Below are 420 nucleotides of genomic sequence, written 5' to 3'. Positions count from 1 at the left end.
CCAGCCGATACCCTGCTGATGTTGCCCTGTGCCCGGCAGGGTACGCACGGTGCCATCCTGAAACACAAAGGTGATGGAATTAACTTGACCACGTACACAGGAGAGGGTCCAGTCGCCACTGGCCGAGCCGGAAACTATAGCCCCTTCCACTTCCGGTAGTTCGATGCCGTTGGCAGTCAGGTTGTCTTTGCCAATCAGAATCTTGAACGGGTAAGGGTCAGTGACTGTGCCATTGACAGGTACCCGGCCTAATAACGCGGTCATCGCCTGACTGCCGACCAGCGTGGCATTTTCCGGCAGGGTATAGACCGGTTTTTCGTTTTCTTCCTTAAGCGAGGCATTCGGTGAGGTATTTTGCTCCGTTGCCGGTTGTTCACTTAAAAAAGAAGTCGGGAATTTCGCGGCGGGTTGGCCGTAAGC

The 420-nt window shown here is 54.8% G+C and carries 1 pseudogene; it reads right to left on the bottom strand.

Going from position 1 to position 420, the window contains the following annotated elements:
• A pseudogene (locus AAC147_RS12665) lies at positions 1-420 on the bottom strand (TIGR03752 family integrating conjugative element protein); the annotation flags it as partial.

It is taken from the genome of Xenorhabdus sp. NBAII XenSa04, assembly GCF_963866145.1.
Classification (GTDB): Bacteria; Pseudomonadota; Gammaproteobacteria; order Enterobacterales; family Enterobacteriaceae; genus Xenorhabdus; species Xenorhabdus indica.
The sequence above is the reverse complement of the archived record's forward strand: the minus strand, read 5'-3'. Positions and strand labels throughout refer to the sequence as shown.